Genomic DNA, 24,843 nt, shown 5'->3' with positions numbered 1-24,843 from the left:
GGGCGACCGGCGCGGGCGGCGGCGGGGGCGGGGGCGGCGGCTCAGGCCAGGGGTCCGGCCGGGGCTCGTCGCGGGCGGCCTCGACCGTGACGGTCGACGCGGGCACCGCGGGCCAGCTGCCCGACAGCCCCCGGGCCACGTCGGCCGACCACGCGGCGGCGGCCGGCTCCAGCGGTTCGAGGCCCGGCCCGGTGCGCACCGACTGGGCGTGCATCACCACCCGCTCGACCCGCATCTCCCCCGACAGCGGGCCGCCGAGCTGGCCGGTCAGCTCGGCGCGCAGCCGGCCGACGTCGGCCCGCAGTGCGCCGAGCCCGGAGAGTTCCGCGTGCAGCTCCCGCTGCAGGGCGCCGGCCGCGGTGACCTCGCGACGGAGGTCATCGAGCCCGGACAGCCCCTCCCGCAGGCCGGCGAGCTCGCCGCGCAGTGCATCGAGCTCGCGGCGCACGGCGGCCTCGGCGTCGCGGCGGGTCCGGTCGGTGCGCTCCCGCTCGGTGTCGCGGACGGCGGCGAGCTCCCGCTGGTGGGCGGCGTGCAGGTCGGCCCGGTCGGCGGCGGCCGCGGGCTCGTCGTCGTCGCGGGCGGGGCGGGCGGTGGCGAACGCGGCCAGCAGGCAGGCCCAGGCGACCGAGACGACGGCGATCCGCAGCACCTGCGGGTCCTCGCTCAGGAAGACCACGGCCGTGGCCGCGACGGCGGCGAGGCAGCCGAGGGCCAGGCCCGCGACCCGCCGGGACGACCCCGCTCCGCTCGCCGCGCGACGGGCTCTGCCGTCCTCTCCCGTCGTCCGCACGGCGCTCAGCGTAACGCTGCGCGAGCCCTCGACTGCGTCACGGAGTCGCCCCGTGTCCGCCCGCGCGCGGCACCCTCCCGACCCGAGTGGGCAGTTGCGGTCCACGACACGCGCCGGCACGTCGTGTCGCGGACCGTCGACTGCTCACTCGGCACCGCGAGTCGTCAGCCCTGCGCCAGGGCGCCGTCGGAGCTGAAGACCAGGCCCATGGAGACCTCGCCCTGCTGGATCGCGGCCTTGGTCAGCGGGCCGCCGGCGTCGAACTCGCGGAACTCGGCGAACTGCAGACCGTAGGTCTCCTCGAGGCCCGGCTGGCAGAACGGCCGGGTCGGGCACTCGGCCGGACCGCCCAGGACCAGCGACCCGTCGCCGCAGGCGTCGGCGAGCTCGGACAGCGTGCTCACGCCCAGCTGGTCGGCGAACTCCTGCGTGACGGCGAAGGCGTTCTGGTCGGCGGCCTCCGACGGCGTGCCGAAGGTCAGCCCGACCTGGTCGGCCAGCGGCTGGAGCGCGTCGCGGGTGGCCTGCGGGTCGCCGCTGGCGATCGGGGTGGGGTTGGGCCCGTTGACCTGCGCGTTGAGCGCCTCGGTGACGGTGGCCAGGTACTCCGGGAAGACCTGCAGGTCGGTTCCCGAGATCAGCGCCGGGAGGTAGGTGTCGCGGTTGCCGACCTCGCGGACCGAGGCGTCGAACCCGGCGGCGTCGAGGACCCCGGCGTAGACGTTGGCCAGGATCGTCGACTCGGTGAAGTTGCCGGCGCCGACGATGATCGGCCCGCTGCCCTGCTCGAGCCCGTCGGTGACCCCGCTCTCCTCGACCCACGCGGCGGCGACGTCCTCGGCGCTCTGGCGCTCGAGGTCGACCGCGGCGTTGAGCTCGATCAGCTGGTCGGTGGTCATCGCGGCGGAGACCGCGTCGAGCGCCGGTACCAGGGCCGGGTTGGCCGAGGCGGTGGCCGAGGTGATCGCCGGGACGATGTTGTCGGCGTTCTGCAGCTGCTGGTCGTCCTCGAGGACGACGAGCTGGTCGCCGGCCACCGGGGCGCAGGCGTCGCCGCTGGCCGCCGAACCGCTGGCGGTGGACCCACCGGTGCCGGACGACCCCGACTCGCCGCAGGCGGCGGTGAGCAGCAGCCCGGTGAGGAGGAGGGGGGCGAGTGCGCGTGGCTGACGCATGCTGTCCGCCTTCTGTGTCCCGTGCGGCGTGGCGCCGCGACGCGTGTCTGGCGGGGGTCCCCGCGCGCACATGCAACCGTCCGGCTCCGGTGCAGGGCAACGGTCGCGCCGATGTGTTGCCCGGTCGTTACACGGCCGACCCCGAGGACGGGGACCGGCTCACAGCGGGACGCCGCTGGCCGTCGGTTCCGGAACCCCACCGGCCCTCGACGACGTCCTGACGTGCAGGAACGGCAGCCGGCGCGGCCCGGGGGTGATCGCCCACGACAGGAGCGCCAGCACCGCCTCGGTCAGGAGCGCCAGCCCGGCGACGAGGATCGCGCCGGCGATCATGACCCCGTAGTCCTGCTGGCCGAAGCCGAGGTTGATCAGCCGGCCCAGCCCACCACCGCCCACCAGCGCGGCCAGCCCCGCCGTCGCCACCACCTGGACGGCGGCGGTGCGGATGCCGGTCATCACCAGCGGGAGGGCCAGCGGGAACTCCACCCGGGCGAGCACCTGCCCACGGCTCATGCCCATGCCGCGGGCGGCCTCTCGCAGCTCGGGGTCGACACCACGGAACCCGACGAAGGTGTTGGTGAGGATCGGCGGGATGGCGAAGACGGCCAGGGCGATCGTCGTCGCTCGGTTGCCGAAGCCGATCGGGCTCACGGCGAAGAGGGTGAGCAGCGCCAGGGTGGGCACCGCGCGGCTGACGTTGGACAGCACGACGACCAGCCCGCCGCCCCGGCGGGCGGTGCCCAGGGCCGTGCCGATCGGCAGCGCGACCACCATCGCGGCCAGCACGGCCACGGCCGAGATGACCAGGTGCTCGACGGCGAGGTCGGCGATCCCGTTGGGGCGGGACCAGTTGTACGGGTCGTTGAGGTAGACCAGCGCCCGCTCGAAGTCGTTCATGCCCGCACCGCCCGGGTCCAGGGGGTGAGCGCCCGCTCCGCACCGGCCAGCAGGACGTCGGCCAGCAGGGCCAGCAGCACGCAGCCGACCGCGCCGGTGACGATCTCGGCCCGGTAGAAGTTCGCGGCGAAGCCGCCGGTGATCAGCTGCCCGAGCCCGCCGTGGCCGACCAGGACACCCACCGTCGTCAGCGCCACGGTGGACACCGTCGCGATCCGCAGCCCGGCCATGAACGCCGGCAGCGCCAGGGGCAGGTCCACCCGCCGGAACGTCTGCGCGGCCGACATCCCCATCCCCCGCGCGGCCTCGCGGACCTCGGCGGGCACGCCCTGCAGCCCGGCCAGGAAGTTGCGCACCAGGATGACCAGCGAGTACGCGACCAGGCCGACCAGCACGGTGTTCGACGACAGCCCGGTGAAGGGGACCAGCAGCGCGAACATCGCCAGCGACGGGATGGTGTACACGACCGTGGACAGGCCCAGCACCGGCGCCGACAGGAAGCGGCTGCGCCGGGCGAGCAGCGCCAGCGGCAGCGCGAGCGCCGCCCCGATGACCACGGCGAGCACGGTGAGGCGGACGTGCTCGCCGGTGTAGGCCAGGATGGTGTCCCAGTTGTCGGTCACGTAGGACGGGTCGAACCAGGGGTTGGGGGCCTCGTCCACCGCGAGCAGCCCCGACCCCGGCCCACCCACCGCGTCCAGCACAGGGCGCGCACCCAGGGAGGTCACGCCGTGGACGCTACTGCCGGGAGGGGCCTGCGCAGCAGTGCCGCGGACGGCACCGCCCAGGAGATCCGGCTCGAGGGGGTGAGCAAGACCTACCCCGACGGCACGGTCGGCGTGGCCGAGCTGGACCTCACCTTCGCCGCCGGCGAGCTCAGCGTCCTGGTCGGGCCCTCCGGCTGCGGCAAGACCACCACGATGAAGATGATCAACCGGGTCATCGAGCCGACGACGGGGCGGATCCTGCTCGGCGGCGAGGACGTCACCCGGGTCGACGGCGACCGGCTGCGCCGCCGCATCGGCTACGTGATCCAGAACGTCGGGCTCTTCCCGCACCAGACGGTGCGGGCGAACGTGGCGACCGTGCCGCGGCTGCTCGGCTGGGACAGGCGGCGCACCCGCGAGCGGGTCGACGAGCTGCTCGCCACGGTGGGTCTCGACCCCGCCGTCCACGGTGACCGCTACCCCGCCCAGCTCTCCGGCGGGCAGCGGCAGCGGGCCGGGGTGGCCCGGGCGCTGGCCGCCGACCCCGCCGTCCTGCTGCTGGACGAGCCCTTCTCCGCCGTGGACCCGGTCGTGCGCGAGCGGCTGCAGACGGAGTTCCTCCGGCTGCAGGAGACGGTGCGCAAGACGATCGTGTTCGTCACCCACGACATCGAGGAGGCCGTCCGCATCGGTGACCGGATCGCGGTGATGAGCACCCGCGGGCGGGTGGAGCAGTTCGCCCCGCCCGCCGACCTGCTGGGCCGGCCGGCCAACGAGTTCGTCGCCGACTTCGTCGGGGCCGACCGCGGGCTCAAGCGGCTGGCGGTCACCGGCATCTCGGTCGACGACCTGGAGCGGCCGCCGGTGGTGCACGTGGCCGACGGCCTGGCCGACGCGCGGGCCTCGATGGCCGCCGCGGGGGCCCGCTGGGCGGTGGTCCTCGACGACGAGGGCCGGCTGCACGGGTGGCTGTCGGCCGAGCGGGCCGGCGGCGCGGGCACCGTGGGCTCGGCCGCGCGCCGGATGGAGGCCTGGGTGCCGGTCGACGCGACGCTGAAGACGGCGTTCGCCACGATGCTGCAGCACGAGGCCGGCTGGGTGGCGGTGCTCCACGGCGACGTCTTCCTCGGGGTGCTCACGCCGGGGTCGCTGCACGCGGCGCTGCGCCGCTCGGTGGAGGGGACGGCGCCGGAGACGGCCGGCGCGGCGATCACCGCGGAGGGCTGACCCACCTGCGTCACGCCGCAGCGGCGAGCCCTCCCACGGCGACCGCGGCGGCGAACAGCAGCGATGCCCGGGGGACGCTCGCCGGCACCGTCCCGTCCCCCGCCGCCCGCCCCCGGAGCGCCTGCAGCCGGGCCCGCACCCGCTGACCGTGGGTCAGGCCCGCCGCGAGCAGCAGCAGGCAGGGCAGGCAGTAGACCAGCGCGTAGCCGGCCAGCAGCCCCACCGCCGGGAGGGCCGGGACCTCCGCGGCCAGCACCCGCTCGATCGCCACGAGGTAGGGGAAGGCGTTGGGGAGGTCGGCCGCGGTGACCAGCACCCCCGCCGGGACCGCCGTCCAGGGCCCGAACCACGACGGCAGCCGCACCTCGCGCCGGGGCCGGGTCCGCAACCGGCGGACGGCGGCCACGAGCAGCAGGACCGCGGCGAGGGCCAGCGCCGCGCGCCGGATCCACACCGTCCCGCCCTCCAGGGCACCCGCCAGTGCCCCGGCACCCAGGTAGAGCGCCGACCCGGCGGCGAGCACCGTGGCGTAGGCCCCGGCCACGTAGAGCAGCGCGACCCGGCCGGGGTGCGCCACCGGGGACAGCAGGATGACGGCGACCCCGAGGATCGTCGCGGGGTTGAGCGAGTCGAGGAGGGCCAGCCCGGCGAGCCCCGCGAGCAGTTCACCGCTCATGGCATGACGTCCATGCTGAGACTTTATCGTCTCATGTGAGACGCTGTCATCTCAGATTGGAAGGAGTACCCGTGCCCACGGACGACGAGACGATCGCCCGCGCCGCGGTCCGCCTGCTGGCCGGACGCCCGGGCGCCTCGATGGAGGAGATCGCCGCCGCCGCCGGGGTCAGCCGCGCCACCCTGTTCCGCCGCCACCCCTCCCGCGCGGCGCTGGTCGCCGACCTGTCCCGGCGGGCGGTGGAGGCCTACGCCGGGGCGGTCGACCGGGCGGAGCCGGAGTCCGGTCCGCCGCCGGAGGCGCTGCGGCGGGTGCTGTCCGGGCTGGCCGCGCTCGGACCCGAGCACGGCGCGCTCGCGGTGCAACCGCTGGCCGACCAGGTCGAGGCCGACCTGCTCGCGCGGGCGCGGGCAACCGACGACCGCATCCGCGCGCTCGTGCGGCGCGGGCAGGAGGCCGGCGACTTCCGCGTCGACCTGCCGGCCGACTGGGTCCTGATCACCGTGACCTGGCTGGTCGTCGGCGCCGCCGAGGGTCTGCGCACCGGCCGGGTGGCCGCCGCCGACCTCGACCGGCTGGTCACCGAGACGGTGCTGACCGCGCTCACCCGGCGCTGAGCGGCCACCCGCCGCAGCACCGCAGGATGCTGCGGGGTGCGGCCCTCCTGCAGGGGCCCGGCGCGAGCGTGCGAGCGGTGGGGGGCAGGAGGGTCCCTCGTCAGGCGCGGGCGGCGTCCTCCGGGCCCTCGCCGTCCCGGTCGGGCGGGACCCGGCAGACCGACTCCAGCCAGAGCGCCGCCGCGGTGAGCGCCGCGGCGCAGACGACCCCGACGACGGCGGTGACGGTGTCGCTGCCCGCGGCCGAGAGCCGGGACACCGACGGCGCGACGTGCAGCAGGACGCCGGCCCAGACGCCGGTGAACACCGCACCCACGTAGGCGCTGGCCTGGGCGAGCACCGCGAGGCGGGCGACCAGCATCGGCTCGACCGGGCGCACGAGCGGGGCGCCCGGCTCGTCGGGTCGGGCACCGCGGCGGGCGGCGCGCTCGGCGGCCAGGCGGGCGCGCAGGGTCCGGGCACCGAGCGCCTCGGCGACGGCGAGCACCGCCAGCGGCACGGGCAGCCACCAGCGCAGCGGCGGCAGCGCCCCGTAGGTGGCGCGGACGACCAGCCAGGTCGCCAGCGCGAGCCCGGCCGCGACGACGAGGAGGTCCCGCCGGCTGACCGGCCTCACTGCAGGTGCTCCCAGCGGCGGACCGCCGCGACGTCGTCGGGCGGCAGCGCGGCCACCAGGTCGGCGACCCGGCCGCGCCCGGGCAGGACGGCGGTGGGGTCCAGCGACAGCCACGGCACGAGGACGAAGGCCCGCTCGTGCGCGCGCGGGTGCGGCAGCGTGAGCGCCGGGTCGTCGGAGAGCACCGGGGTGCCGTCGTCGGCGGTCACCGTGACGACGTCGACGTCGAGGGTGCGCGCCCCCCAGCGCACCTCGCGGGTGCGACCGGCGGCCTGCTCGAGCTCGTGGGCGCGGGCCAGCCAGCCGGCAGCGTCCCGGTCGCCGCGGACGAACACCACCGCGTTGAGGTAGGGCGGCTGCTCGACCGGCCCCCACGGCGGCGTCTCGTACAGGGTGGAGCGGGCGACCAGGCCGTCGACCCGCAGCGCCTCGATCGCGGTGCGCAGCGCCCGGGCGCGGTCGCCGAGGTTGGCGCCGAGGGAGAGCACCGCGCGGGTCATGCCGCGCGCTCCCGGCGGATGGTCACGGTGACGTCGTCGAAGGGGACGCCGAGGTCGGCCTGCGGCTTGTGCACGGTGATCTCGACGGCCTGCACCAGCGGGTCGGCCAGGCACACGTCGGCCAGCCGTCGGCACAGCGTCTCGAGCAGGTCGACCGGCTCGCCGGTGAGGACGGCGTGCAGCCGCTGCGCGAGCTCGGCGTAGTTGACCGTCAGCGCGAGGTCGTCGGCGGCGGCGGCCGGGGCGGTGTCGACCTCGAGGACGGCATCGACGGAGAACGTCTGCCCCCGCTCCCGCTCGAAGCCGTACACGCCGTGGTGGGCGTGCGCGGTCAGGCCGCGGACGGCGATCCGGTCGGGCGTGCCCCGGCCCGGGGTGGGCGGCTCAGTCACGACGGGCCTCCTCGCGGGCGCGCTGGACGGCGGCCACGGTGGCGACGGCGTCGGCCGAGGCCGCGGCGTCGTGCACCCGCACCCCCCAGGCGCCGGCCTCCGCGGCCAGGACGGTGGTGGCCAGCGTGGCCGCGTCCCGCCCGGCGGCCGGGCGCGGGGCGCCGTCGGGGCCGGCGAGCAGGCGGCCGAGGAAGGACTTGCGCGAGCTGCCGACCAGCACCGGCAGGCCGAGGGCGACCACCCGGGGCAGCGCGGCCAGCAGCGCCCAGTTGTGCCCCGCCTGCTTGGCGAAGCCCAGGCCCGGGTCGAGCACCAGCCGGCCGGCGTCGACCCCGGCGGTGATCGCGGCGTCGACCCGCGCGGACAGCTCCCCGCAGACCTCCGCGACGACGTCGCCGTACTCCGCGCGGGAGTACATCTCGCGGCTGTGCCCCCGCCAGTGCATGAGCACCCACGGCACCCCGGCGTCGGCGACCAGCGGGGCCATGCCGTCGTCGGCCAGGCCGCCGCTGATGTCGTTGACCAGCACCGCACCGGCCTCGATCGCGGCCGCGGCGACCTCGGTGCGGGTGGTGTCGATGCTGACCCGGACCCCGGCGGCGCTGAGGTCGCGCACGACGGGCACCACGCGCCGGCGCTCCTCGGCGGCGTCGACCCGGTCGGCGCCCGGCCGGGTGCTCTCCCCACCCACGTCCACGTAGTCGGCGCCGGCGGCGGCCATCGCCAGGCCGTGCGCGACCGCGGACTCCCGGTCGGCGAAGCAGCCGCCGTCGGAGAAGGAGTCGGGCGTGACGTTGAGGACACCCATCACCACGCACCGCCCGGGGTGCAGCAGCTGCGCTCCGGCCGCGCTCACCGGCCCAGGACGAGGCTCATCGCCTCGGCGCGGGTGGCGACGCTGTCGCGGAAGACGCCGCGCACGGCGGAGGTGACCGTCGTCGAGCCCGGCTTGCGGACCCCGCGCATGCCCATGCACAGGTGCTCGGCCTCGATGACGACGATGACGCCGCGCGGCTTGAGGTGCTCGGCGAGGGCGTCGGCGATCTGCCGGGTCATCCGCTCCTGCACCTGCGGCCGGCGGGCGTAGACGTCGACCAGCCGCGCGAGCTTCGACAGCCCGGTCACCCGGCCGTCCTCGCCCGGGATGTAGCCGACGTGCGCGGCGCCGTGGAAGGGCACCAGGTGGTGCTCGCAGGTCGAGTACATCGGGATGTCCTTGACCAGCACCAGCTCGTCGTGGTCCTCGTCGAACACCGTCGCGAGGATCTCGCCGGGGTCCTGCCAGATGCCGGCGAAGGTCTCCGCGTAGGCGCGCGCCACCCGGGCGGGGGTGTCGCGCAGACCGGGCCGGTCTGGGTCCTCCCCCACCGCGAGCAGCAGCTCCCGCACCGCCGCCTCGGCGCGCGCGTGGTCGATCCGGGCCGGGTCGGCGCGGACCTCGTCCTCCGGCTCCTCCGGGAGTGCGCTCACCGCTGTACGGGTGCGCCGACGTCCCCCACCGGGTTGGTCCCGCCCTTGACCAGACCGGTGCCGTTGCCGTTGGCCCCGACCGCGGTGGCGCCGTGGCCGGTGCCGTGGCCGTTCGCCGCGGCCGCGGCCTCGGCGGGGGTGAGCACCGGCGGCTGGTCCGACGGCGTCCGCTTGCCGAAGCCGTTGTAGGGCGCCATCGAGGGCCGCTTGGTGACCGGCGCGCAGATGCGGGCCATGTCCTCCTTGGAGAGGGTCTCCTTCTCGATGAGCTCGAGCACGAGCTGGTCGAGGACGGCCCGGTACTCCACCAGGATCTCCCACGCCTCGTCGTGCGCGGCCTCGATGAGCGCGCGGATCTCGGCGTCGATGTCGGCGGCGACGGCCTCGGAGTAGTCGGGCCGCGAGCCCATGTCCCGGCCGAGGAACGGCTCGGAGTCGGTGCTGCCGTACTTGACCGCGCCCAGCTTGGCGCTCATGCCGTACTGGGTCACCATCGCGCGGGCCATCGAGGTGGCCTTCTCGATGTCGTTGCCCGCGCCGGTGGTGGGCTCGTGGAAGACCAGTTCCTCCGCCGCCCGCCCGCCGAGCGCGTAGGCCAGGGTGTCGATCATCTCCGAGCGGGTCTGGGTGTACTTGTCCTCGGTGGGCAGCACGAGCGTGTGCCCCAGGGACCGCCCGCGCGGCAGGATCGTCACCTTGTGCACCGGGTCCAGGTTGGGCAGCGCGTGCGCCACCAGGGCGTGGCCGCCCTCGTGGTAGGCGGTCACCTTCTTCTCCTTCTCGCTCATCGCCCGCGTCTTGCGCTCGGGGCCGGCGATGACACGGTCGATCGCCTCCTCGAGGACGGCGTCGGTGATCACCGTGGCGTCGGTGCGGGCAGTGAGCAGCGCGCCCTCGTTGAGCACGTTGGCGAGGTCGGCACCGGTGAACCCGGGGGTGCGGCGGGCGACTGTCTCGAGGTCGACGTCGGGGGCGAGGGGCTTGCCCTTGGCGTGCACCTCGAGGATCCGCTTGCGGCCCTCCAGGTCGGGCCGGTCGACGGCGATCTGCCGGTCGAAGCGCCCGGGGCGCAGCAGCGCGGGGTCGAGGATGTCGGGCCGGTTGGTGGCGGCGATCATGATGACGCCGCCCTTGACGTCGAAGCCGTCCATCTCGACGAGCATCTGGTTGAGCGTCTGCTCGCGCTCGTCGTGACCGCCGCCCATGCCGGCGCCGCGGTGGCGGCCGACGGCGTCGATCTCGTCGACGAAGATGATCGCGGGAGCGTTGGCCTTGGCCTGCTCGAACAGGTCGCGCACCCGGCTCGCGCCGACACCGACGAACATCTCGACGAAGTCCGACCCGGAGATCGAGAAGAACGGCACGCCGGCCTCGCCGGCCACCGCGCGGGCGAGCAGGGTCTTGCCGGTGCCGGGCGGGCCGAACAGCAGCACGCCCTTGGGGATCTTGGCGCCCACGGCCTGGAACTTGACCGGGTTGGCGAGGAAGTCCTTGATCTCGTGCAGTTCCTCGATGGCCTCGTCGGCCCCGGCGACGTCGGCGAACGTCGTCTTCGGGGTGTCCTTGCTGACCACCTTGGCCTTGGACTTGCCGAAGGCCATGACCCCGCGGCCGCCGCCCTGCATGGAGTTGAACAGCCAGAACAGCAGCAGCAGGAGGATGAGGAAGGGCAGGAAGCTGATCAGGACGCTGACCAGCACGCTGTCCTGCGTGACGTTGGTCGTGAACTCGACCCCGTCACCGGTGCGCTGGCCGTCGGCGCCGATGCCGGAGACCAGGGCGAAGACGTCGTCGGACGCGCCGATCGGGTACGAGGCGCTGATCTGGTCGTTGCCGTCGACCGGGTCGCTCAGGTCGAGGTCGAGCGTCTGCTCCTTGTCGTTGATCGTGACGGACTCGACGTTGCCGTCCTCGATCTGCTGGAGCGCGACGGAGGTCTGGACCGGCTCGTACGCCGAGCCGCCGCTGAACACGGCGGACAGGCCGAGGGCCACCAGGACGACGAGCACGACCCAGAACCACACGGAGCGGAAGATCTTCTTGCGTTCCATACACCGATGCCGGGCGGCCGGGGCGCCGGCCTGGCCCGTCGACCCTCCTGATCGTCCGGGTGACGCTCCGCGCGACCCGGGCGGGCACCCTGGCGCTCGGTCAGGCGTCGTAGGCCTCGACGGTACACCGGGACGCCTGTGGATCCCCTGTGCGCGAACTGGGCGGACACCGTCCGCTCACCCCTCGGGAGGAGCCTCCGCCCGGCCGGCGGGCCGACGATCAGGCCTCGTAGACCTCCGGCTTGAGGGTCCCGATGTAGGGCAGGTCGCGGTAGCGCTCGGCGTAGTCGAGGCCGTAGCCGACGACGAACTCGTTGGGGATGTCGAACCCGACGTAGCGCACCGGCACCTCGACCTTGATCGCGTCGGGCTTGCGCAGCAGCGCGCACACCTCCAGCGACGCCGGCCGGCGGCTGCCGAGGTTCTTCAGCAGCCAGGAGAGGGTCAGCCCGCTGTCGATGATGTCCTCGAGGACGAGCACGTGCCGGTCGCTGATGTCGCGGTCGAGGTCCTTGAGGATCCGCACGACGCCCGAGGAGCTGGTGGAGCTGCCGTAGGAGGAGACCGCCATGAACTCCATCTGGGTGGGCAGCCGCAGCGCCCGGGCGAAGTCGCTCATGAACAGCACCGCGCCCTTGAGCACGCCGACCAGCAGCACCTCGCGGCCGGCGTAGTCCCGGGCGACCTGGTCGGCCAGCTCGGCGATCTTCGCCTGGATCTGCTCCTCGTGGAGCAGGACGTGGTCGATGTCGGGGCCGTAGCCGTGGTCGGGCCCCAGCAGCGCAGGGGTCGACGCGGTCTCGCTCACGGGGTCTGCTCCTCCGGATCGGGTGCCGAGACAGCCCTCCCGCCCGGGGAGCCGGCGGGCCGCAGCACCAGCCTGCCAGACGCCCGCAGGGCCTCCGCACCGCCGGGGAGGGTCACCGGGCCCTGCCCGCGCCAGGCGGCGACGAGCGCGTCGACGGCGGCCAGGTGCACCGCCTGCAGGTCCGGGACGCCGCCGTCGCGCAGCCAGCCTCGCAGCACCCGTCGGCGCAGCGCGTCCGGCAGCCCGGCGAGGTCGGCCGCGGGGAGGCCCGCCGGGTCGGCCAGCCGCGCGAGGTGGCCGGCGGCCAGCCCGTCGAGGGCGTCGAGGTCCTCGCGCAGCAGGTCCGCGGTGCGGGCGAGGGCCTCGGCGACCCCGCCGCCGAGCACGTCCTCCAGCAGCGGCAGCACCTCGGCGCGCAGCCTGGCCCGCCGGTGGGCGGGGTCGGTGTTCCACGGGTCGTCCCACACCGGCAGGCCCAGCGCCGCGCACGCCGCCCGCGTGGTGGCGCGGCGGGTCCCCAGCAGCGGGCGCCAGTACGGCGGGCGCTGCGCCACCATGCCGGCGACCGAGCGCGGGCCCGAGCCGCGCCCCAGGCCCAGCAGCACCGTCTCGGCCTGGTCGTCGAGGGTGTGGCCCAGGGCGATGCGCGCGCCGTGCGCGGCGGCCTCCCGTGCCAGCGCGCCGTAGCGGGCGGTGCGGGCCGCGGCCTCGGGTCCGCCGCCGGTGCCGACGTCGACGGCGACGACCCGGACGGGGTCGAGCCCCAGGCACCGCAGCAGGTCCGCGGTCGCCGCGGCCCGCTGCGCCGAGCCCGGCTGCAGGCGGTGGTCGACGGTGACCGCCCCGGCCGGCACACCGGCCCGCGGGGCCTCGAAGGCGACCGCCGCGGCCAGCGCGAGGGAGTCCGCTCCTCCGCTGACGGCGACCAGCACCGGCTGGGCGCAGGAGCGCAGGCCCGGCCGGACGGCGCTGCGGACGTGCGCGACCGCGGGTGGCGGGCCGCTCACCCGAGACGGCTCAGGCGGGGACGGCGGGGCGGCCGTGCACCCGCTCCACCCAGCGGGCGGGGTCGGTGAGCTCCTCGACGAGGGGCAGGTTCTCCGGCCCGGCCCACACCCGGTTGAAGCCCTCCATGCCGACCAGGTCGACGACGCCGCCGACGAAGTGCCGCCCGTCGGCGTACTGCTTCATCTTCTGCTCGAGCCCGAGCAGGCGGCGCAGCACCCGGTCGAGCGGCCCGCGGCCCTTGCGCCGCTGCGCGAAGCGCTTGCGCAGGGTGCGGACCGAGGGCACCACGTCGGGGCCGACGCCGTCCATCACGTACTCGGCGTGCCCCTCGACCAGGCTCATCACCGCGGTCACCCGGTCGAGCACGGCGCGCTGGGCGGGGTCGCGGACCAGCGCCATCAGGCCCTGCCCGCCCCCGCCGTCGTCCTCGCCGCGGACGGCGTCGGTGACCCCGCGGACCAGGTCGGCCAGCCGGTCGCGCAGCGCGTCGGGACTGAGGTCGGTGGCGTCGACGAACTCGGCGATCTGCGCCTCGAGGTGGGCGGTGAGCCACGGGTGGGCGGTGAACTGCAGCTGGTGGGTGACCTCGTGCAGGCAGACCCACAGCCGGAAGTCGGAGGGGTCCACCCCGAGCTTGCGCTCGGCGTCGACGATGTTGGGGGCGACGAGCAGCAGCCGGCCGCCGGTGCCGAAGACCTCGTACTGGCCCAGCACCCGCGAGGAGAGGAAGGCCAGCAAGCCGCCGGCCTGCACGCCGGTCGCGCGGGAGCCGATGGCGGTGGCCAGCGGCCCCGGGCGGTTCTCCTGGCGCTCGGTGAGCGCGGTGACCAGCGGGTCCATGAGCGCGGCCATGCCGGTGGTGTTGGCGTCGATCCAGCCCGGCCGGTCGACGACGGCCACCTCCGGCACCGGCCCGCCCTCGACCGGGCGCAGGCCGGTGAGCTCCTCGACGTGCGCGACGGCGGCCGCGGCGGCCTCGTGCAGCTCCCGGACGACGGCGGCGGCCTCCTCGCGGGTGGTCGCGGGCCCCGCACCGGACAGCCGGCGGGCGGTGCGGCCGGCGAGCTCCCAGTCGACCAGTGAGCTGCTCGTCATCGCCTCACCGTACGGGAAGGACCACCCCTCCCCCCACGCCTCGCCAGCTCGGCGCGGGCCCCTGAGGGGTGGCCGTTCCAGTTCCTCACCGGCAGCCGCAGGCGGCCAGGGTGGCGGCTGCGGCGTCCAGGGCCGCCTCCTCGGGCCCGCCGCCGCCGACGGTGCCGTTGGCGACCAGCGCGTAGGCCAGCAGCCGGCCGTCGGCGGTGACCACCGTGCCGGCCAGTCCGTGCACACCCAGCAGCGTGCCGGTCTTGGCGCGGACGGACCCCGGTGCGGTGGCGGGGTCGACGTCGCCCCGCTCGGCCAGGGTGCCGTCGTAGCCGGCCACCGCCAGTCCCGAGACCACCGCCGAGGTCCCCTCCAGCGACCCGTCGGCGACCCCGGCGACCAGGTCGGTGAGGACGGCGAGGGGGACGCGGTCCAGCCGGGACAGGCCGCTGCCGTCGTGCAGCTCGACCCCGGAGACGTCGACGCCGGCGTCGGCGAGCGCCGCGGTGACCGCCTGCGCCGCGCCCTCGAAGGAGGCCGGCAGGTCGCGGGCGCGGGCCACGTGGCGGGCCAGCGACTCGGCCAGCAGGTTGTCCGACAGCGACAGCGCCTGCTCGACCAGGCGGGCGACGGGCGCGGAGCGGACGGTGGCCAGCGTCCGCGCGCCGTCGGGGGCCTGCCCCAGCTCGACGATCGCGCCCGGAGCGCCGAGTGCGGCCGCCAGTGCCCGGCCGGCGTCGGTGCCGGGCGCGCCGCTGCGTGCGGTGTCCCCCGGCGTGACCCGCGCGCCGTCGACGGCGGTGGCGGTGACCGGCGAGGCGTAGGTGGACGGCGCGTCCTCCGCCGCCCACCCCTCCGCGGTGAGCGGGCCCTCGAACAGCGAGTTGTCCACGAGCACCCGGCTGACCGTGGTGCCCGGGGGCAGGGCGGCGCGGACCTGGGCGGCGAGGTCGGCGACCGTCGCCGCGCCCGGGTAGGTCTGCGACGGCACGGTGGTCGACAGGGTGGGGTCGCCGCCGCCGACGAGCACCACCTCGTCGGGCGTGGCCCCCGCGACGACCGTGGTCTCCAGCGTGTCCTCGGGGTCGAGCGTGGTCAGGGCCGCGACGGCGGTCAGCAGTTTGGCCGTGGAGGCCGGCGTCACCGGCCGGTCGGCGCCCTCGTCGAGGAGGACGTCCCCGGTGGCGACGTCGACGACCTCCGCCGACACGCCCCCGGCGAGCGCGGGCGTGGCCAGCAGCGGGCGCAGCGCCGCGGCGAGCGCGTCGGGGTCGGGGGCCGGCGCGTCGGAGGACAGCGCCGCGAGCACCGGGCCGGGATCGCCGACCTCGGGCAGCTGCGCGGCGGGGACCGAGGGGTCGGCGGTGGCCGTGCCGTCGCCGTCGTCGCCCCCGAGGGCCACCGCGGCGCCGACGGCGAGCGCGGCCACGAGGACCACCGCCAGGAGGGTGACGAGGAGCCGTCGGCGCAGCCGCCGGTAGCTCGGCGTGATGGTGCTGGACCCGCTCGGCGTGATGGTGCGCTCCCCCCGGAAGAGGCCCCCGCGGACGCCCTGCGCCGGTGGACCCGATACCGGTGGGCCACACTACGTGCCGTGCAGTTCGACGTGACGGTAGAGATCCCCAAGGGCCAGCGGAACAAGTACGAGCTGGACCACGCCACCGGGCGCATCCGGCTCGACCGGATGCTGTTCACCTCGACCCGGTACCCGGCCGACTACGGGTACATCGAGAACACCCTGGGTCAGGACGGCGATCCGCTCGACGCCCTGGTGCTCCTCGACGAGCCCACCTTCCCCGGGTGCCTGATCACCTGCCGGGCCATCGGCATGTTCCGGATGACCGACGAGGCGGGCGGCGACGACAAGGTCCTCACCGTCCCGGCCACCGACCCGCGGATGGCCCACCTCCAGGACATCACCGACGTGTCGGAGTTCGACCGCCTGGAGATCCAGCACTTCTTCGAGACCTACAAGGACCTCGAGCCGGGCAAGTCGGTGGAGGGTGCGGAGTGGGTCGGCCGCGCCGCGGCGGAGGCCGAGATCGACGCCTCGATCAAGCGGGCCGCGGAGGCAGGCGACCACTGAGCCGCACCCGACCGGCCCCGGGCCGGCCCTGAGCGCACTCCGGACGACGGACGGCGGCGCACCCACAGGGGTGCGCCGCCGTCGTCGTCGTGGGCCCGGTGTCCGCGGTGCCGCCACTCAGCTCCCGGTGTCGTGCAGGACGGCGGTCAGGAAGCCCAGCTCGCCGCGGTAGCCCTCCAGCCACTGGCACCGGTGCGTCCGCGCGGCCTCGAGGGCCTCCTCCCGCTCCCCGGGGGCGGCCTCGGTCAGCGCCCACTCGGTGACGGCGCCGGTCCAGCACCACTCGTACTCGTCCCACTCGGCCAGGGTGCTCACGTGCCCGTAGCCCGGCTCGAACCCGGCGCGCGCCACCTCCGCCAGCAGGCCCGGCAGGTCGGGCAGCTCGCCGGGCTCGGCGCCCAGGCCGGCCAGCGCCCGTTCGCTCGGCCCGGTCTCCCAGAACCCGTCACCGAAGAGCACGCGCCCACCGGGACGCAGGTGCCGGCGCACCGCGGCCAGCGCCCCGGCGGTGCCGCCGAAGGCGTGCGCGGCGCCGATGCACAGGACGACGTCGGCCGGCTCGCCCTCCCAGGTGGCGGCGTCGGCCTGCACGAACACGACGCGTCCCACGAGTCCGGCCATGGCGGCGCGGTCGCGGGCGGTGTCGAGCGCCGGCGCGGAGGTGTCGACCCCCACGCCCACCAGCGCCGGGTGCGCGGCGACCAGCGCCAGCAGCCAGGAGCCGGGGCCGCAGCCGAGGTCGAGGACGCGCCCGCTGCCGCCGGGGCGGCCGGGCGGGGCGGCCCGGTCGACCAGGCGGGCGAGGGCGTCGTCGGAGACGGGGCTGGCGACGGGGTGCCAGCGGTGGGCGATCGCGCTGAGCCGGGCTCGGTCCACGGAGGGGATCAGATCAGGCCGCGCGAGCGCAGGTCACGCAGCTCGGCGAAGACCCGGCGCCGGATGGCGTCCTCGCGCCGCTCCCCCAGGCCGACGAAGCGCAGGGACAGCTCGGTGTGGGCGTCCTCCCGCGGGTGCCGGCGGATCACCTCGGCCTTGGTGGCCACCCGGTCCCCGTCGAGGTCGACGACCACGGACACCACGGCACCGACCTCGATCTCGGGCCGCTCCGCCCCGGGCCTGCCGGTCAGCAGGCAGCGCGTGCCGCCCTCGCTGAGGTCGACGGTCGTCCCGGCCAGCAGCCGCTCCCCCACGGCGACCTCGATCGGCACCGACATCGGGGCGCGCACGGCGTTGCGCCGCTGCCCCCGCGACGCCGGCCCGACCGCCTTCAGCCGCCAGGTCGGCGGGTCCCCGGCGACCACCTCGACGAGCTCGGCGGGCAGCGACCGCAGCTCCTCCGGGCCGCGCCAGATCAGCTCCAGCTGCTCCCCGGTGTCGAGCCGCACGCGCCGCTTCTGGGCGTCCTCGCCGACGCTGACCACCAGCTCCGAGCCCGACACCCGCTCGACGAAGCTGGTCAGGACGTCGGCGCGGCTGGTCGCCTTGACGTCGAGCACCGCCTTCTCCTCGGGGTGGTCCACTCCCGGCGTCGTCATGCTCCGTCCTCCGTCTCCGCGTCCCGGTCCCGGGTCCGCTCCCGTCCAGAGGCATCGGCACGGACCGCGGTGAAGTGGAGCCGGGCGGAGCAGGAGACCCCTCTCACCCGCCCACGTAGGCCGCCAGGTGCTCGCCGGTGAGGGTGGACCGGGCGGCGACGAGGTCGGCGGGTGTGCCCTCGAACACCACGCGGCCGCCGTCGTGGCCGGCGCCGGGGCCGAGGTCGATGATCCAGTCGGCGTGCGCCATGACCGCCTGGTGGTGCTCGATGACGATCACCGACTTCCCCGAGTCGACCAGGCGGTCGAGCAGGCCGAGGAGGTTCTCGACGTCGGCGAGGTGCAGGCCGGTGGTCGGCTCGTCGAGGACGTAGACACCGCCCTTCTCGGCCATGCGGGTGGCCAGCTTGAGCCGCTGCCGTTCGCCGCCGGACAGCGTGGTCAGGGGCTGGCCGATGCCGAGGTACCCGAGCCCGACGTCGGCGAGCCGGTCGAGGATCGCGTGCGCGGCCGGCGTGCGCGCCTCCCCGGCACCGAAGAACTCCTCCGCCTCGGTCACCGACATCGCGAGGACCTCGGCGATGTCGCGGCCGCCGAGCGTGTACTCCAGCACCGAGGCCTGGAAGCGCCGGCCCTCGCACTCCTCGCAGACCGACTCGACGGTGGCCATGACGCCCAGGTCGGTGTAGATGACGCCGGCGCCGTTGCAGGTGGGGCAGGCGCCCTCGGAGTTGGCGCTGAACAGCGCCGGCTTCACGCCGTTGGCCTTCGCGAACGCCTTGCGGATCGGCTCGAGCAGCCCGGTGTAGGTGGCCGGGTTGCTCCGCCGGGACCCGCGGATGGCGCCCTGGTCGACCACCACCACGCCGTCGCGCCCGGCGACCGAGCCGTGGACCAGGGAGCTCTTGCCGGACCCGGCCACACCGGTCAGCACCACCAGCACGCCGAGCGGGACGTCGACGTCGACGTCCCGCAGGTTGTGGGTGCGGGCGCCGCGGACCTCCAGGGCTCCCGACGGCGTCCGCACCGCCGGCTTCAGGGACGCCCGGTCGTCCAGGTGCCGCCCGGTCAGCGTGCCGCTGGCCCGCAGCCGCTCGACGGTGCCCTCGAAGACCACCTCGCCCCCGGCGGCGCCGGCGCCGGGGCCGAGGTCGACGACGTGGTCGGCGATCGCGATCGTCTCGGGCTTGTGCTCCACGACCAGCACCGTGTTGCCCTTGTCCCGCAGCTGCAGCAGCAGGTCGTTCATCCGCTCGATGTCGTGCGGGTGCAGCCCGATGGTCGGCTCGTCGAAGACGTAGGTGACGTCGGTGAGCGAGGACCCGAGGTGGCGGATCATCTTGGTGCGCTGCGCCTCGCCGCCGGAGAGCGTGCCCGCCGGCCGCTCGAGGGAGAGATAGCCCAGCCCGATCCTCGCGAACGAGTCGAGCAGGTGCTGCAGGCCGGCGAGCAGGGGCGCCACCGAGGGCTCGTCGAGGTCCCGGATCCACTCGGCGAGGTCGCTGATCTGCATCCGGCAGACGTCGGCGATGCTCGTGCCGCGGATCGTCGACGACCTGGCCTCCGGGGCCAGCCGGGTGCCGTCGCAGTCGGGACACGTGGTGAAGGTGATCACCCGCTCGACGAACGCGCGGACGTGCGGCTGGAGCGCGTCGACGTCCTTGGACAGGATCGACTTCTGGACCTTGGGGATGACGCCCTCGTAGGTGAGGTTGATCCCCTCCACCTTGATCTTCGTCGGCTCGCCGTACAGGAGCGTGTGCCGCTCCTTCTCGGTGAAGTCCCGGATCGGCTTGTCCATGGGCAGGCCGGCGCCGCTGAAGATGCGGCCGTACCAGCCGTCCATGCTGTAGCCGGGGACGGTCAGGGCGCCCTCGCTGAGCGACTTCGTCTCGTCGTAGAGCGCGGTCAGGTCGAAGTCGGTGACCGAGCCCATGCCCTCGCAGCGCGGGCACATGCCGCCGAGCCGGGTGAACGTCGCCTTCTCGGCCTTGGTCCTCGCGCCGCGCTCCACGGTGATGGCGCCGCTGGCCCGCACGGTGGGGATGTTGAACGAGTAGGCGTTGGGCGGGCCGATGTGCGGCTGCCCGAGCCGGCTGAACAGGATCCGCAGCATCGCGTTGGCGTCGGTGGCGGTGCCGACGGTGGAGCGGGGGTTGGCGCCCATCCGCTCCTGGTCGACGATGATCGCCGTCGTCAGGCCCTCCAGCAGGTCGACCTCCGGGCGCGACAGCGTCGGCATGAAGCCCTGCACGAAGGCGCTGTAGGTCTCGTTGATCATCCGCTGCGACTCGGCGGCGATCGTGTCGAACACCAGCGAGCTCTTGCCCGACCCGGAGACGCCGGTGAACACCGTGAGCCGGCGCTTGGGGATCTCGACGCTGACGTCCTTGAGGTTGTTCTCGCGGGCGCCCTGCACCCGGATCAGGTCGTGGCTGTCGGCGGCGTGCCGCGCGGAGGCCCCGGGGTCGGTGCTGGTGGCGGTGCTCATCGTTCCTCCGTCCGGCAGGCGCCGCCGTCGTCGGCGCCCCCGTTGTCTACCGGGTGGGGGTGACGACCGGAACGGCGCGACGCCCGTCCGGCTGACGGAGCGCTCAGCCGGCCTGCTGGATGCGGACCAGGTTGCCGGCGGGGTCGCGGAAGGCGCAGTCGCGCACGCCGTAGGGCTGCTCGGTGGGCTCCTGGACGACCTCGGCGTCACCGGCCTGCAGCCGGTCGAAGGTGCCGTCGAGGTCCTTGGTCGCCAGCAGGATCCACCCGTAGGTGCCCTTGGCCATCATCTCGGCGATGGTGCGGCGCTCGTCGTCGGTGATGCCCGGGTCGACGGCCGGCGGCGCCAGGAGGACCGACGTGCCGGGCTGGCCGGCGGGGCCGACGGTGATCCAGCGCATCGCGCCCCGCCCGACGTCGGTGCGCACCTCGAAGCCGAGGGTGTCGCACCAGAACGCCAGCGAGGCGTCGGGGTCGGTGTGCGGGAGGACGGTGGTGTGGATGGTGAGGTCCATGGCGGTCACGCTAGGGACGGCTCACCGGCCCGTGCTTCTCGATTCCTGACCGGTCGGGTGACCTGCTTGGCGACGCACGCGGGGAGGCCCTGGGTGCCCTCCGCGGCGAGCCGCCGGTAGGTGCTCGGCGGCATCCCGACCAGCTCGGTGAAGCGGGTGCTGAAGGTGCCCAGCGACGAGCAGCCGACCGCGAAGCACACCTCGGTGACGCTGAGGTCGCCGCGGCGCAGCAGGGCCATCGCCCGCTCGATGCGCCGGGTCATCAGGTAGGAGTAGGGCGACTCCCCGTAGGCGCGTCGGAACTCTCGGCTCAGGTGCCCGGCCGAGACGTGGACGCCGCGGGCGAGGCCCTCGACGTCGAGCGGCTGGGCGTACTCGCGGTCGATCCGGTCGCGGACGCGGCGCAGCCGGGCGAGGTCGCGCAGGCGCTGCGCGTCGGCGGCTGCGCTGGTCACGGCCGGGATCGTGCCACGGCCGGGGGCCGGCGTCCGGGGACGGGAGCCCCGGGGAGGAGGAGAGCCGCCTGTCGGAATCGAACCGACGACCTTCTCATTACGAGTGAGATGCTCTACCGACTGAGCTAAGGCGGCGGGCGTGCGGCACACAGCGTACGTCACCGTCCCTGCGGTGCCGCGCAGGGTGGCCCGCCTGCAGGGACCCGCCGCGAGCGCGCGAGCGGTGGGGGCAGGAGGGTCCGTCGTCAGGCCGGCAGCCGCAGCGCCACGGTGAGCGCCTCGACGGCGACCTGCGGCTTGACGTTCTGCTCGAGCGCGGTGCGGCAGGCGAGCACCGCGTCGATGCGCCGCAGCGCGCCCTCCGCACCGATGCGCCGGGCCAGTTCCTCGGCGTCGGCCCGCCGGTCGGGGTGGTTGAGCGGCAGCCCCGCACCGGGAGCGGCGTGCAGGACGAGGGCGTCGCGGTAGAGCCCGGCGAGGTCGACCAGCGCGCGGTCGAGCGAGTCGCGGCCGATCCGGGTGGCGCGGCTCTTCTGCCGCCGCTCGAGCTCCTTGAGCTGGCCGGCGCCACCGCGGGAGGCGGCCACCCCCGGTCCCCGCGCGCCGACCCCGAGGCTGGTCTTGACCGCCTCGGTCTCCGGCGCGTCGAGCGCGGCGCTGGTGCGGTCGGACTCCTCCTTGGCGGCGCCCACCAGGTCGTCGGCGGCGGTCAGGCAGGCGGCAAGCGAGACCAGGGACAGCGGGATGTCGAGGACGGCCTTGCGCAGCAGCCGGGCGCTCTCGTCGCGGGCCAGGTGGCGCGCCCGCCCGACGTGCCCGCCGGCGGCGGCCGCGGCCCAGGCGGCCAGGGCCGGGTCGACGCCGTCGCGGCGCACCAGCACGTCGGCGACGGCGTCGACCGGCGGGGTGCGCAGGCCGACGACGCGGCAGCGGGACCGGATGGTGACCGGCACGTCCTCCGGGTGCAGGCTCGGCGCGCAGAGCATCACCACGGTGCGGGGCGGTGGCTCCTCGATCATCTTGAGCACCGCGTTGGCCGCGGCCTCGCTCATCCGGTCGGCGTCCTCGACGATGATCATCTGCCAGCGGCCCTGGGAGGGGGCCCGGCCGGCGATGCGCACCAGCTCGCGTGCCTCCAGGACGCCGATCGACAACCCCTCCGGGACGATGAGGTTGAGGTCGGCGTGGGTGCCGGCCAGCACGGTGCGGCACTCGTGGCACGTGCCGTCGCCGCCGTCGGGGCACTGCAGCGCCGCGGCGAAGGCCCGCGCGGCGACCGAGCGGCCCGACCCCGGCGGTCCGGTGAACAGCCACGCGTGGGTCATGGCGGCGGGGTCGGCGACCGCGGCGCGCAGCTCGGCGACGACGGCCGGCTGGCCGATCACCTGGGACCACACCCCGGCCGGCGCGGCTGTGCCTCCTGGCGACCTCGCGAGCTCGGTCATGCGACCCGCCCGGGCAGCAGGGCGGCGACCCGATCACGCACGGCGGCGGCGATCTCCTCGGCGGGGAGGCCCGCGTCGAGGACCAGGTAGCGGTGCGGCTCGGCGGCGGCCAGCGCCCGGAACGTGGCGCGGACCCGCTCGTGGAAATCCAGCGACTCGGACTCCAGCCGGTCGGCCGCGGCGCGTCCCAGCGCCCGCGCGAGCCCCGCGTCGGACGGCAGGTCGAGCAACACGGTGAGGTCGGGGACCAGCCCGCCGGTGGCCCACTCCGACAGCCGGCGGACCTCCTCCAGCGCCAGCGCCCGGCCGGCGCCCTGGTAGGCCAGCGAGCTGTCCACGTACCGGTCGGTGACCACGACCTCACCGGCCTCGAGCGCCGGGCGGACCACCGCGTGCACGTGGTGGGCGCGGTCGGCGGCGTAGAGCAGCGCCTCGGCCCGGGGCGCGAGGTCGCCGGTGGCGGGGTCGAGCAGCAGCGCGCGGATGCGGGCGCCGGGCCCGGTGCCGCCCGGCTCGGAGGTCAGCCGGGCCGGGACCTCGTGCAGCCCCAGCCAGTCGAACAGCAGGCCGGCCTGGGTGGACTTGCCGGTGCCCTCCCCACCCTCGAAGGCGACGAACAGCCCGCGGCCGGGCAGGCGCGGATGGACGTCGATCGGGTGCTCCCGGGGATGGCGGGTGGTCGAGGCCGGTCCACGGTACCGGCCGGGTGCGACGTCCCCGGGTCCGCCGCGGGCCTAGCGTCGCGGCCGTGGACACCGCCTGGGACCCCGCGACCTACCTGCGCTACGCCGGCGAGCGGGCGCGCCCCTTCGCCGACCTGCTGGCCCGCGTCGACGCGCGCGAGCCGCGGGTCGTCGTCGACCTCGGCTGCGGCGAGGGGGCGCTGACCGCCTCGCTCGCCGCACGGTGGCCGGAGGCGCAGGTGACCGGCGTCGACTCCTCCCCGGAGATGCTCGCCGCGGCCGCGGCGCACGCCGTCGACGGGCGGGTCGGCTTCGAGCTCGGCGACGTCCGCGACTGGCGTCCGGACGGGCCGGTCGACGTCGTCGTCTCCAACGCCGTCCTGCACTGGGTGCCCGGCCACGCCGGCCTGCTGGCGCGCTGGGCCGGGTACCTCGCGCCCGGCGGCCGGCTGGCGGTGCAGGTGCCCGGCAACCACCGCGCGCCGACGCACCGGCTGCTGGCCGACCTGTGTGCCGCCCCGGAGTGGTCGGGGCGGCTCGCGGCGGCCGCTCCCCCGCCGGAGCCGGTCCTCGACCCGGCCGGCTACCTCGACGTGCTGGTGGCCGCCGGGCTGACGGCCGACGTGTGGGAGACCACCTACCTGCACGTGCTGCAAGGGCCCGACCCGGTGCTGACCTGGGTGCGGAGCACGGTGCTGCGGCCGGTGCTCGCCCGGCTCGACGACGACGCCGCCGCCGGGCTGACCGCCGCCTACGCCGCGGCGCTGCGCGAGGCGTACCCGGTGCGGCCCGACGGCACGACCGTGCTGCCGTTCCGGCGGGTGTTCGCGGTGGGCTCGCGACCGGTCAGCGCGGGGTGAGCCGGTAGGCGTCGGTCCGGTACGGCAGGTCCAGCAGGTCCCGGCCGGCCGTGTCCGGGTGGGTGGCCAGCAGGTCGCGCAGGCCGCCGAGGAAGGCCGCGCGCCGCTCGGCGGTCATGGTGGCCACGTAGCTGCGGGTGCCGATGCCGCGGACGACCTGCTCGGGCGTCACCCGCTGCACCGTGCTCGACCGGTGCGTGGCGACGTCGGCGGGCAGGGCCCGCGCGACGGCGGCGACGACGCCCGGGTCGGCCTCGTGGTCGCGGGCCTCGGCGGCCAGCGCGGCGCCCAGGGCGGCGACCCACGGCACGGACTCGTCGCGGGTGTTCCACACCAGGCCGACCACGCCGCCGGGCCGCAGGACGCGGCGCAGCTCGCGGGCCGCCGGGTCGGGGTCGAACCAGTGCGCGGCCTGGCCGGCGACCACGGCGTCGACGCTGCGGTCGGGCAGCGGGATCTCCTCCGCGCCGCCGACGTGCGCCGGCACGCCGGGGTGGCGGGCCCGCAGTTGGTCGAGCATCCGCGCGGACAGGTCGACCGCCACCACCTCGTGCCCGGCGGCGAGCAGGACGTCGGTGAGCAGGCCGGTGCCGGCGCCCAGGTCGAGCACCCGCAGCGGCCGCCCGCCGAGCAGGAACCCCACGGCGTCGGGCGGGTAACCCGGGCGCAGGGCGGCGTACTCGGCCGCGACCGACCCGAACGACGTCCGCCGCCGCTGGTGCTCGGCGGGGTCGAGGGGGCCGGTCACGGC

The 24,843-nt window shown here is 75.7% G+C and carries 27 protein-coding genes and 1 tRNA gene; 4 read left to right on the top strand and 24 right to left on the bottom strand.

From position 1 onward, the window contains the following. The 4 genes from ACI79V_RS13775 to ACI79V_RS13760 all read right to left on the bottom strand — a co-directional run. The coding region (locus ACI79V_RS13775) for a DUF6779 domain-containing protein (protein WP_456890138.1) at window positions 1-793 on the bottom strand (793 nt) is incomplete at its 3' end. Between the two features lie 164 nt (window positions 794-957). Next, window positions 958-1,968: a glycine betaine ABC transporter substrate-binding protein gene (locus ACI79V_RS13770; RefSeq protein WP_456890136.1), complete on the bottom strand. Its 1,011-nt coding sequence runs from the start codon at window positions 1,966-1,968 to the stop codon at window positions 958-960. Between the two features lie 159 nt (window positions 1,969-2,127). Further along, complete coding sequence (locus ACI79V_RS13765) at window positions 2,128-2,865, bottom strand: ABC transporter permease (protein WP_456890134.1); 738 nt, start codon at window positions 2,863-2,865, stop codon at window positions 2,128-2,130. Beyond that, window positions 2,862-3,593 carry an ABC transporter permease gene (locus ACI79V_RS13760; protein WP_456890132.1) on the bottom strand — a complete coding sequence of 244 codons (732 nt, stop codon included), beginning with the start codon at window positions 3,591-3,593 and terminating at the stop codon, window positions 2,862-2,864. Before ACI79V_RS13760 ends, ACI79V_RS13765 begins: the two co-directional genes overlap by 4 nt. A 3-nt stretch (window positions 3,594-3,596) precedes the next feature. On the opposite strand from ACI79V_RS13760, the gene ACI79V_RS13755 reads away from it, so the two are divergent. After that, window positions 3,597-4,799 (top strand): ABC transporter ATP-binding protein, encoded by a 1,203-nt coding sequence (locus ACI79V_RS13755; RefSeq protein ID WP_456890130.1) that lies wholly within the window; start codon window positions 3,597-3,599, stop codon window positions 4,797-4,799. A gap of 10 nt (window positions 4,800-4,809) precedes the next feature. Here the strand turns inward: ACI79V_RS13755 and ACI79V_RS13750 are convergent, their stop codons facing one another. After that, window positions 4,810-5,475, bottom strand: coding sequence for a GAP family protein (locus tag ACI79V_RS13750; protein ID WP_456890127.1), 666 nt, complete (start codon window positions 5,473-5,475; stop codon window positions 4,810-4,812). 71 nt (window positions 5,476-5,546) lie between these two features. Between ACI79V_RS13750 and ACI79V_RS13745 the strand changes: the two genes are divergently transcribed. Further along, a complete protein-coding gene (locus tag ACI79V_RS13745; protein WP_456890125.1) occupies window positions 5,547-6,092 on the top strand; it encodes a TetR/AcrR family transcriptional regulator in 546 nt (181 codons plus the stop codon). 100 nt (window positions 6,093-6,192) lie between these two features. On the opposite strand, the gene ACI79V_RS13740 is transcribed toward ACI79V_RS13745, so the two are convergent. The 10 genes from ACI79V_RS13740 to dacB all read right to left on the bottom strand — a co-directional run bounded on the left by ACI79V_RS13740 (window position 6,193) and on the right by dacB (window position 15,461). After that, complete coding sequence (locus tag ACI79V_RS13740; RefSeq protein ID WP_456890124.1) at window positions 6,193-6,708, bottom strand: DUF3180 domain-containing protein; 516 nt, start codon at window positions 6,706-6,708, stop codon at window positions 6,193-6,195. Then, window positions 6,705-7,208: a 2-amino-4-hydroxy-6-hydroxymethyldihydropteridine diphosphokinase gene (gene folK, locus ACI79V_RS13735; RefSeq protein WP_456890122.1), complete on the bottom strand. Its 504-nt coding sequence runs from the start codon at window positions 7,206-7,208 to the stop codon at window positions 6,705-6,707. Before folK ends, ACI79V_RS13740 begins: the two co-directional genes overlap by 4 nt. After that, window positions 7,205-7,600: a dihydroneopterin aldolase gene (folB, locus tag ACI79V_RS13730; protein WP_456890120.1), complete on the bottom strand. Its 396-nt coding sequence runs from the start codon at window positions 7,598-7,600 to the stop codon at window positions 7,205-7,207. The genes folK and folB overlap by 4 nt, the downstream gene beginning before the upstream one ends. Next, complete coding sequence (gene folP / locus ACI79V_RS13725) at window positions 7,593-8,456, bottom strand: dihydropteroate synthase (protein ID WP_456890118.1); 864 nt, start codon at window positions 8,454-8,456, stop codon at window positions 7,593-7,595. Before folP ends, folB begins: the two co-directional genes overlap by 8 nt. Continuing rightward, window positions 8,453-9,070, bottom strand: coding sequence for a GTP cyclohydrolase I FolE (gene folE, locus ACI79V_RS13720; RefSeq protein WP_456875133.1), 618 nt, complete (start codon window positions 9,068-9,070; stop codon window positions 8,453-8,455). The genes folP and folE overlap by 4 nt, the downstream gene beginning before the upstream one ends. Continuing rightward, window positions 9,067-11,121, bottom strand: coding sequence for an ATP-dependent zinc metalloprotease FtsH (ftsH, locus tag ACI79V_RS13715; protein ID WP_456890116.1), 2,055 nt, complete (start codon window positions 11,119-11,121; stop codon window positions 9,067-9,069). The genes folE and ftsH overlap by 4 nt, the downstream gene beginning before the upstream one ends. A gap of 220 nt (window positions 11,122-11,341) precedes the next feature. Further along, on the bottom strand, window positions 11,342-11,929 hold the full coding sequence (gene hpt / locus ACI79V_RS13710) for a hypoxanthine phosphoribosyltransferase (protein ID WP_456890114.1): 588 nt from the start codon (window positions 11,927-11,929) through the stop codon (window positions 11,342-11,344). Continuing rightward, on the bottom strand, window positions 11,926-12,936 hold the full coding sequence (tilS, locus tag ACI79V_RS13705) for a tRNA lysidine(34) synthetase TilS (protein ID WP_456890111.1): 1,011 nt from the start codon (window positions 12,934-12,936) through the stop codon (window positions 11,926-11,928). Before tilS ends, hpt begins: the two co-directional genes overlap by 4 nt. Before the next feature lie 10 nt (window positions 12,937-12,946). Then, window positions 12,947-14,032, bottom strand: a complete 1,086-nt coding sequence (locus tag ACI79V_RS13700) for a zinc-dependent metalloprotease (RefSeq protein ID WP_456890109.1) — start codon at window positions 14,030-14,032, stop codon at window positions 12,947-12,949. A gap of 85 nt (window positions 14,033-14,117) precedes the next feature. Continuing rightward, window positions 14,118-15,461 (bottom strand): D-alanyl-D-alanine carboxypeptidase/D-alanyl-D-alanine endopeptidase, encoded by a 1,344-nt coding sequence (gene dacB / locus ACI79V_RS13695; RefSeq protein ID WP_456890107.1) that lies wholly within the window; start codon window positions 15,459-15,461, stop codon window positions 14,118-14,120. 156 nt (window positions 15,462-15,617) lie between these two features. On the opposite strand from dacB, the gene ACI79V_RS13690 reads away from it, so the two are divergent. After that, on the top strand, window positions 15,618-16,109 hold the full coding sequence (locus tag ACI79V_RS13690; protein ID WP_456875139.1) for an inorganic diphosphatase: 492 nt from the start codon (window positions 15,618-15,620) through the stop codon (window positions 16,107-16,109). A gap of 117 nt (window positions 16,110-16,226) precedes the next feature. On the opposite strand, the gene ACI79V_RS13685 is transcribed toward ACI79V_RS13690, so the two are convergent. From ACI79V_RS13685 to tmk, 8 genes are all read right to left on the bottom strand, one after another. Next, window positions 16,227-16,985 carry an SAM-dependent methyltransferase gene (locus tag ACI79V_RS13685; protein WP_456890105.1) on the bottom strand — a complete coding sequence of 253 codons (759 nt, stop codon included), beginning with the start codon at window positions 16,983-16,985 and terminating at the stop codon, window positions 16,227-16,229. Window positions 16,986-16,993: 8 nt separating this feature from the next. Continuing rightward, window positions 16,994-17,644 (bottom strand): PilZ domain-containing protein, encoded by a 651-nt coding sequence (locus tag ACI79V_RS13680; protein ID WP_456890103.1) that lies wholly within the window; start codon window positions 17,642-17,644, stop codon window positions 16,994-16,996. Between the two features lie 103 nt (window positions 17,645-17,747). Beyond that, window positions 17,748-20,135: an ATP-binding cassette domain-containing protein gene (locus ACI79V_RS13675; protein ID WP_456890101.1), complete on the bottom strand. Its 2,388-nt coding sequence runs from the start codon at window positions 20,133-20,135 to the stop codon at window positions 17,748-17,750. Window positions 20,136-20,238: 103 nt separating this feature from the next. After that, the gene (locus ACI79V_RS13670; RefSeq protein ID WP_456890100.1) at window positions 20,239-20,649 is read right to left on the bottom strand and encodes a VOC family protein; all 411 of its coding nucleotides are present in this window, start codon (window positions 20,647-20,649) and stop codon (window positions 20,239-20,241) included. Window positions 20,650-20,654: 5 nt separating this feature from the next. Further along, the gene (locus ACI79V_RS13665; RefSeq protein WP_456890098.1) at window positions 20,655-21,104 is read right to left on the bottom strand and encodes a helix-turn-helix transcriptional regulator; all 450 of its coding nucleotides are present in this window, start codon (window positions 21,102-21,104) and stop codon (window positions 20,655-20,657) included. Between the two features lie 62 nt (window positions 21,105-21,166). Continuing rightward, window positions 21,167-21,239 (bottom strand) — tRNA-Thr (locus tag ACI79V_RS13660). A gap of 110 nt (window positions 21,240-21,349) precedes the next feature. After that, on the bottom strand, window positions 21,350-22,549 hold the full coding sequence (locus ACI79V_RS13655) for a DNA polymerase III subunit delta' (RefSeq protein WP_456890096.1): 1,200 nt from the start codon (window positions 22,547-22,549) through the stop codon (window positions 21,350-21,352). Beyond that, complete coding sequence (gene tmk, locus ACI79V_RS13650; RefSeq protein WP_456890144.1) at window positions 22,546-23,169, bottom strand: dTMP kinase; 624 nt, start codon at window positions 23,167-23,169, stop codon at window positions 22,546-22,548. Before tmk ends, ACI79V_RS13655 begins: the two co-directional genes overlap by 4 nt. 128 nt (window positions 23,170-23,297) lie before the next feature. On the opposite strand from tmk, the gene ACI79V_RS13645 reads away from it, so the two are divergent. Further along, window positions 23,298-24,092 (top strand): trans-aconitate 2-methyltransferase, encoded by a 795-nt coding sequence (locus tag ACI79V_RS13645; protein ID WP_456890094.1) that lies wholly within the window; start codon window positions 23,298-23,300, stop codon window positions 24,090-24,092. On the opposite strand, the gene ACI79V_RS13640 is transcribed toward ACI79V_RS13645, so the two are convergent. Beyond that, the gene (locus tag ACI79V_RS13640; RefSeq protein ID WP_456890091.1) at window positions 24,079-24,840 is read right to left on the bottom strand and encodes a class I SAM-dependent methyltransferase; all 762 of its coding nucleotides are present in this window, start codon (window positions 24,838-24,840) and stop codon (window positions 24,079-24,081) included. The two genes, ACI79V_RS13645 and ACI79V_RS13640, sit on opposite strands and share 14 nt — an antisense overlap. Window positions 24,841-24,843 lie beyond the last annotated feature (3 nt).

This window comes from Geodermatophilus sp. SYSU D00700 (genome assembly GCF_054050255.1).
Note: the sequence above shows the minus strand (reverse complement) of the source record. Positions and strands in the feature narration are given on the sequence as shown.

Bases quoted from the DNA above. Each gene is read 5' to 3' on its own strand.
- ACI79V_RS13770 (WP_456890136.1), bottom strand. From the start codon at position 1,968: ATGCGTCAGCCACGCGCACTCGCCCCCCTCCTCCTCACCGGGCTGCTG.
- ACI79V_RS13765 (WP_456890134.1), bottom strand. From the start codon at position 2,865: ATGAACGACTTCGAGCGGGCGCTGGTCTACCTCAACGACCCGTACAAC.
- ACI79V_RS13750 (WP_456890127.1), bottom strand. From the start codon at position 5,475: ATGAGCGGTGAACTGCTCGCGGGGCTCGCCGGGCTGGCCCTCCTCGAC.
- folK (WP_456890122.1), bottom strand. From the start codon at position 7,208: ATGACCCGCGCGGTGCTCTCCCTCGGCGCCAACCTCGGCGACCGCGCC.
- ftsH (WP_456890116.1), bottom strand. From the start codon at position 11,121: ATGGAACGCAAGAAGATCTTCCGCTCCGTGTGGTTCTGGGTCGTGCTC.
- ACI79V_RS13700 (WP_456890109.1), bottom strand. From the start codon at position 14,032: ATGACGAGCAGCTCACTGGTCGACTGGGAGCTCGCCGGCCGCACCGCC.
- ACI79V_RS13680 (WP_456890103.1), bottom strand. From the start codon at position 17,644: ATGACGACGCCGGGAGTGGACCACCCCGAGGAGAAGGCGGTGCTCGAC.
- ACI79V_RS13675 (WP_456890101.1), bottom strand. From the start codon at position 20,135: ATGAGCACCGCCACCAGCACCGACCCCGGGGCCTCCGCGCGGCACGCC.
- ACI79V_RS13670 (WP_456890100.1), bottom strand. From the start codon at position 20,649: ATGGACCTCACCATCCACACCACCGTCCTCCCGCACACCGACCCCGAC.
- ACI79V_RS13655 (WP_456890096.1), bottom strand. From the start codon at position 22,549: ATGACCGAGCTCGCGAGGTCGCCAGGAGGCACAGCCGCGCCGGCCGGG.